The following is a 6,534-nucleotide window of genomic DNA, read 5'->3' as shown; positions in this document are numbered from 1 at the left end:
TTGCGTGACCCGGTTATGGGCAATCTTCTCTCCAGCGCCCTCTAACGGATTACCAGCCGCATCCCAGCGCCACTGCTCCTGACCGGGCAGCGTGCCGTCCTGAACCAGCAGGCGCCCGGCGCTGTCGTACTGCCAGCGATACCAGCTGAACGGGTTATCGTCCCGCTCTTCCCGCACCAGGTTATTACGGTAGTCGTAATCCCAGCGGCGGGACCAGCGGCGCGGCGACGGGCGCTGGGCATTGCCGGTGAAGACGTCCCGGCGATGCAGGCGGCCGAGACGGTCGTATTCGCTGCGGGTTGTCAGCAGCCCCTGGGTGCGGCTGGTCTCACGGTGGAGTTCGTCGCGGGTAAAATCCGAGACCGACAGCTTATCGAGCGCAATGCTGAGCAGATGCCCGCTGCCGTAGTAGAACTGCTTTAGCTCGCGGCCATCGGGCAGCGTAACGGAGATACGGTTGCCGAGGGCATCGTACTGCCACGCCAGCTCGCCGTGCTCGCCCACTTCGCGCGTCACGCGACCAAGCGCGTCATATTCAAAGACGAGCTCCTGCTCTGCCTCGGTGCTCCACGCGTCGGCTGCAAGCGCAGGATGCAGCCCAATCCGGCTTAACAGCCCCGACGGAGTGTAGTGGTAGCAGGTCTGTCCTTCCGGCGTGGTGCGGGCGACCAACTGGCCACTCGCGCTCCAGGCGAAGGCGTGGGTGATGGCCTCCGGATGCCCGGCGGAAAAGGTACGCGCGATCGTGCGTCCGCAGGCGTCATAGCGATACTGCGAGGCCACGCCATCCAGCCCCACCTCTTCCAGCAGCAGCGAGTCTGGCCCCCAGCAGAACTGATACGCTTCGCCGTTTTCGTTTTCAAGGGCAATCAGACGCCCGCGACTGTCCCAGCGGCGGCGAACTTCCTCACCCTGCGTATTACGCGTGGTGGTTAAGCGTCCTGCCTCATCGTATCTGAACTCGCTTTCTTTACCATCAGCGCCGGCATGCTTCACCGGCAGGCCGCGTGCGTTCCATTTGAGTGACTCCGTCCAGCCTTCGGGACGATCGAGCTGCACCGGGCGCCCTGCGGCGTCGTAGCGATAGCGCGTCTCTTCGCCGTCAGCACCCGTCTCGCTCTCCAGCCAGCCCAGCGGATGATAGCGATAGCGGGTTGTGCGGCCAGAGCAGTCCGTCTCGCGCACCACCTGTCCCGCCTCGTTGTACTCCTGGTGGCGGTTGTTGCCGGCGGCATCGACCTCCTCAACGACCTGACCAAACGCGTCCCGGTGCAGCAGCGTCGTCTGCCCCATCGGGTCCACCACGCGCTGCAGGCCGTGATGTTCGTCGTACCAGAACCGGGTAGCGCTGCCGTCGGCTTCAATGATGGCTGACGGCAACGCGCGATGTTCCAGCCAGGTGGTGGTGCGGGCATTACCGTCGGCGTCGATCTCCTGCACCCGGTTGCCCATCTCGTCATAAACAAAGGTGACGGCGTTACCCAGCGGATCGATGCGACGCGTCAGAAGTTCGTTGTCATCCCACTCGTAGCGCCAGTTTTCACCGCGTTCGTCTACGTAGCGGACAATCAGGCTCTGCGCATTCCAGTAGTGCTGACGCTTCTGACCATCATAGTGCTCGACGGTCGTCAGCCCGGCGACCAAATCGTAGCTAAAGCGGCAGCCGTCGCCGGTGCTGGTGCGGTTTTCCACCACGCGCCAGTGGTCAAATTTTTGCCAGCGGTACTCGCTCTCCAGCCCACCCGGCAGGCGGTGCCAGACCATCAGGCCGTGGTCGTTATAGCGGTATTCGCGGGTGACGACGCCAGAGGCATCCGTCGCGCTCGCCAGCTGACCGCGTGCGTCGTAACCCCACTGCATCAGCGGCCAGGTACGGTCGCCGTCGAAATGGCTGGCTGCGGTCACGCGCTGCGGGAACCGTTCGTCCTCATAGCGCAGGGTGACATCTATCGCCCGTGGCTCATCGTGAAGACCAACCAGACGTCCGTGCTCGTCCCACTCGGTCAGCAGGGCGTTGCCATATTCATCGCTCAGCGAGGCCAGACGCAGGATGGAGGGGTTGGCGCGGGTCGGTTTGTACAGACGCCACACCGCGCCGTCATCGTCGGCAATTGCCACGTCGCCGCTCTCATTGCGGCGGATGATAATGCCTTCGCTGATGCTGTAAAACGCCCGGTCGACAGGAGGTAGTTCAAAGCTCAGCTCGCGTCCGGTTTCGTCGAACCAGGTCGCGCTGTTCTCTTCCAGCCTCAGATAGCTGTCAAAAGAGGTAGCCCAGCCCAGGCCAAACAGCCCTTCGCGGGTGGTCAGGCTGTTGTAGCTGCGCTGCCAGCGAAGCGGGAAGCGCCCCGGCAGCGAGAAATCGAGTTCATCATCGTCGTTCAGCACCTTCACACCGGTGGCGGCGTGAACCGGGTGCGAAGAGCCAAACACGGCATTGACGGCCATATCGGCCAGCATCCCGCCGCCGGCAGCCGCCAGCGCGCAGGGCATGTTTTTCAAAATCTTGCCCGGACGACCGCGCAGCAACGAGAGCGCAATCATCCCCAGCGCCAGGTCCGGGGTTTTGCCGCTTTTGATATCGCGAACCGTGAGCGTGTCGCCGCCAATAATCACGTTCGGGGAAACGTCATCGGAAACGGTCCCTTCACAGGTGGTGCGATCTTTCGCACGCACCGCAGGCTGGCCGTTGATGAAAACGCTTTTTGAACCTTCCGCCAGGTACTGCGGTCCGGAGTGCTTTTCGCACGCCACCTTGTCTTCTTCCAGCGGCGAGGTCCCCGCGGCGGCTGACGCCACGCTCGGCTGCCACATTTCGCTGCCAAACTGTCCGGCAGCGGAAAGTAGCATGCCTGCGTAATCGGCAAAGCTGCCCGGTGACTGCGGCTCAGGTGACGGGGTATCTGCTGGCGTCAGCGTGCCTGCCGCGCGCGCGGCAGGGAGCGCATTGGTCAGAACGTTGCTGGAACCGGTGGTGATTTTACCCGCAGGCGACGGCGGGAAAAGCGCGTTGCCTAACCCCTCTGCGGCGTTGCTGATATCGTCTGTGATCCCCGCCACGTTTGCCAGAACGCCGCCAATGATGCCGCTGAGCAAACAGCTGGAGCCAATCGCCGCCACGCCTGCGGCTGCCGCACCGGCTCCCAGCAATGGTGCCGCCACGGTAGCTGCTGCCCCCACCGCCGCGCCGATCACCGCATAAGCGGCACCTTCCGCCACAATGCTGGTGATATCCGCAAAAATGCTGGAGTGAATAATCTCGTCGCCCTTACGGGCCGCGTTGTTATCGCTCATGCCTTACACATTCCGGTTGTCGTTTAGCGTCAGACTCTGCTTAAGCGCGCTCCAGCGCTCCTCGTCCTCTTCGGTAAATGCTCTGAGTGCTGAGAGAGTGAAAATCAACAATACCGGTTTGCCCGGCGTCTGCACGGCCAGCTGTTTTTGCCACAGGCGCTGCCCGTTATGGTCAAAGTGGGTTTCAACTTCCAGACCGGTGATTTTGCCGTCAGGCCCGGCTTTCACGTACCGGAATTCGCTCTGGGCGACCTCGCCCATTTGAGGTCGCAGGACATCCCACTGGCGGTGAAACTCTTTCTCATAATCGCTGCCATCCGGGATAGCGCCGCGGCTGACCACCACGGACAGCCCGCTTTCGTCATCGCGAATAATGTTCATGCTGTTATCCTGCCAGGCCGCAGGAAAAAGGGAAAATGAACCTTCCTGGAGGGTGTATTTCATAGGGGATCCGGGATAATTGATATTGAGAGAGATACGTTGAACTTTTGACTGGCTATTTTATTATTTAAGCCAGTGACCTTGCTGCTCAACTAAAATATGGCTGCCTTTGCTGACAACCAGTTTCAGTGGTGCATAGGTCACGGTATAGGTAACTTCACTATTCTTATAGCTTGAGCCGATTACTTTACCTGTGGGATCCTGCAGTGTTTTTCCTTTTAAGGCGATCGTACTGTTATCACTTTTACGTACACCGAGATAATACATCTGGCTACATTCACGCTCGAAACGCCCACATTTATTTACCAGAGAAATAGTGAACTTATCGGTATCGAGCTTTCTGGTTTCAGCGTTACGAACGGGATCAGCTTTATTTAACGTATAACGCAGTGGCGCATAATAATTCCCTTTCTGAGGAGGCGTCACTAAACGCCATTCCATTTTGCTTGCGTTAATTTCCAGAACTGCTTGTCCATCTACGCCGCCAAACGTGGAGTCGAACTTAACGTTCGCCCGATTGCCTGCAATCGTACCGCTTAGGTTGCGTTCATCCTCTGCAGGACAATCGATGCGGTTTCCTCTCTGAGAGATATAGCAATAAGACCCGGAAATACGGTCGCCTGATTCCACTAACCGCAGGGTTAACGTCGAGTCGGTTCCCGATTCGCCTGTCCATACCCCGTCAAATGCGCGTCTTGCCGGGCTGTTCGTTGCAAAATGCATCGCTTTGAATCTGGTCGCCCACTGCTGAATATCGGGATTCACCACCTGACTACGATCGGATGACTGATAATGAACAATGTCTGACTCAGGAACGACCCAGGCCGTATAGAGTTTGCCGTCAGGTTCAACGACCAAAGCGGACGCATTTTCCAGATAAAGATCTTTTAGCCAGCCTTCAACAAACAGCCCTCCGTCTGAGGTGGCATGGGGTTCGCCAAAGACATCGAAGTTGCTAATAAACGTCTCGTAATCACTACCCAGCGTCTTCCTGAGCGTCTCTTTCACTTCGCTGTTGTTCACGATACGGCTTACGGTATCGAGCGCATTATATTGCGATAGCTCAGGCGCGGCTGATGTTGCAACTGAGCCCAGTAATAGCGCTGTGAACAATGCGCATGCCAAATATCTCCTGGTCACAAATTACTCCCGGGCGCCATTGTCGTAATTCATTGTTATTGTCACAACCTTGTCGTCTTTAATCTCGAAAGAGAGCAGCCTGTTACCCAGTTGATAAAAACACCATTGTTCCCCGGCATCGTTTTCAATCTGACCATTGCCATATGCCCTGCTGAGTTCCCCGGCAGATGAACCCACATGAATACCGCGCGGCGTTTTACCCTCCCCTGCGGTCAGCGTAATCTGCGACACGATATAGTCATCAATACTGCGTTCGGCTTTATCCCACCAGAGATTGGAAACATAAATGCCGAACCCCGTCTTTTGATGCTGGTAGAATTTATAGTGGGTTTCGTCAAAAGGAACCTCACCGACAAAATGGCCCTCTATCGGCAGCTCAAATTTACGCGCAACGTCATCTGTCCATCTTTCGCCCAATGAGACCGTCTGGTCTTTCAGCTGCACAGTAAAATCCTGTTTAACTAAAACCGGTGGTATATCGTGTGCAAGCACCTCATAGCAGTTCAGAGAGAGACATATCACGGTAAAAGCGAGAAATGTTGGGGTGTGAATTTTCACGTTAATCATTTTTCATCGAATTTTTATTACCCGGTTCTCCGAAGGAGAAAAAGGCCTTTTATGACAATGAGATGTCTTAGTCCGCACTAATGACAACCGAGTCCAGACAATCAGGTTTATTTACGGTGAAACTAAAGCTTATTTTCTCTCCATTTTTGTCTTTTGACGCGGTGTAGCTGGTCACTTCATTCCCGGAGCGGCCTCTGGGATAGTCAGTTAACTCCAGATGCGGGAAGTGCTTTTTAACGGCATCAAGCGTTATGCACCGGCCGGAGGGCGAAAAACTGAGAAATGGTGCAACGGCGTCGCGTTCTTTACTTAAACGTAAGTCAATCGCGGTTATGTTCGTTCCGTCAGCGAGAGTGATATCCTCAGTAGTGTAGAAGTTAATATATTCATTATTTTTGATCATTTTAAACGGCAGCGGCGCGTCGCTCAGATTCCTAACGGATAACGTTTTGAGTGAAGCACTCATCCTGGAAACGAAGATCCAAAGATCGTTTATTTTTACGTCTCCGCCACCCATCCCCGTCGTTAATAACGCGACAAACACCGCTCCCGCTTTACTCACCTTTGGTCGTGAACTTCGCCTGAACGGCCGCATCAATGTCTCCTTTGTGTCCCGCGCCCGGTGCCATGGTACCCGGTTTTGTGCCAGAGGTATTCAGGTGTAGCTTACCGCCCGTCGTAATATGGCCATCCCCTTCCACAAAGAAGTTAAACTCTTTGCCGATCAGGCTAATTTTGCCGTTCGCGTTAAGCTCAATGGCGCTTTCACCGGAGACCAGCCTCAGCTTTGTTCCGGAAGCAATAACGTACTGCTCCACCGCCGCGTCCAGCTTGCCTTTCCCCGTCAGGATCTCAGTCCCGCCTTTCACCGCCTGGATCTGATTTGCCTCCACGCGATGCAGCTCATTTTTCTTCACGTAATGGCTACGCTCGCCGCCGACGCTGTGCGTTTCATCATTCTTGATGCTGGTATCCATATTCCGCTCGGCCTGGATCCATACCTGCTCCGCACCCGCTTTGTCCTCGAACCGCAGGGCGTTGGCATTGTCGACCGAGCCGTCTTTTGTCCGGCTCATAAAGCCCATCTGCGTC

At 56.4% G+C, this 6,534-nt stretch carries 6 protein-coding genes; all 6 read right to left on the bottom strand.

Annotated elements, in window-relative coordinates:
• The coding region (locus LDK53_RS19060; RefSeq protein ID WP_225287821.1) for a DUF6531 domain-containing protein at positions 1–3,294 on the bottom strand (3,294 nt) is incomplete at its 3' end.
• Between the two features lie 3 nt (positions 3,295–3,297).
• The gene (locus tag LDK53_RS19055) at positions 3,298–3,738 is read right to left on the bottom strand and encodes a DcrB-related protein (protein WP_225287820.1); all 441 of its coding nucleotides are present in this window, start codon (positions 3,736–3,738) and stop codon (positions 3,298–3,300) included.
• A gap of 60 nt (positions 3,739–3,798) precedes the next feature.
• Positions 3,799–4,860, bottom strand: coding sequence for a hypothetical protein (locus tag LDK53_RS19050; protein WP_225287819.1), 1,062 nt, complete (start codon positions 4,858–4,860; stop codon positions 3,799–3,801).
• 18 nt (positions 4,861–4,878) lie between these two features.
• Entirely contained in the window at positions 4,879–5,319 is a 441-nt protein-coding gene (locus LDK53_RS19045; protein ID WP_225287818.1) for a hypothetical protein, read from the bottom strand.
• A gap of 190 nt (positions 5,320–5,509) precedes the next feature.
• On the bottom strand, positions 5,510–6,004 hold the full coding sequence (locus tag LDK53_RS19040; protein ID WP_225287817.1) for a hypothetical protein: 495 nt from the start codon (positions 6,002–6,004) through the stop codon (positions 5,510–5,512).
• On the bottom strand, positions 5,997–6,534 hold a 538-nt coding region (locus tag LDK53_RS19035; RefSeq protein WP_412174838.1), incomplete at its 5' end, for a bacteriophage T4 gp5 trimerisation domain-containing protein. The genes LDK53_RS19035 and LDK53_RS19040, both read right to left, overlap by 8 nt.

The sequence above is a fragment of the Enterobacter sp. K16B genome (genome assembly GCF_020216105.1).
Taxonomy (GTDB): domain Bacteria; phylum Pseudomonadota; class Gammaproteobacteria; order Enterobacterales; family Enterobacteriaceae; genus Enterobacter; species Enterobacter sichuanensis.
This window is presented reverse-complemented; position numbering and strand designations above follow the sequence as displayed.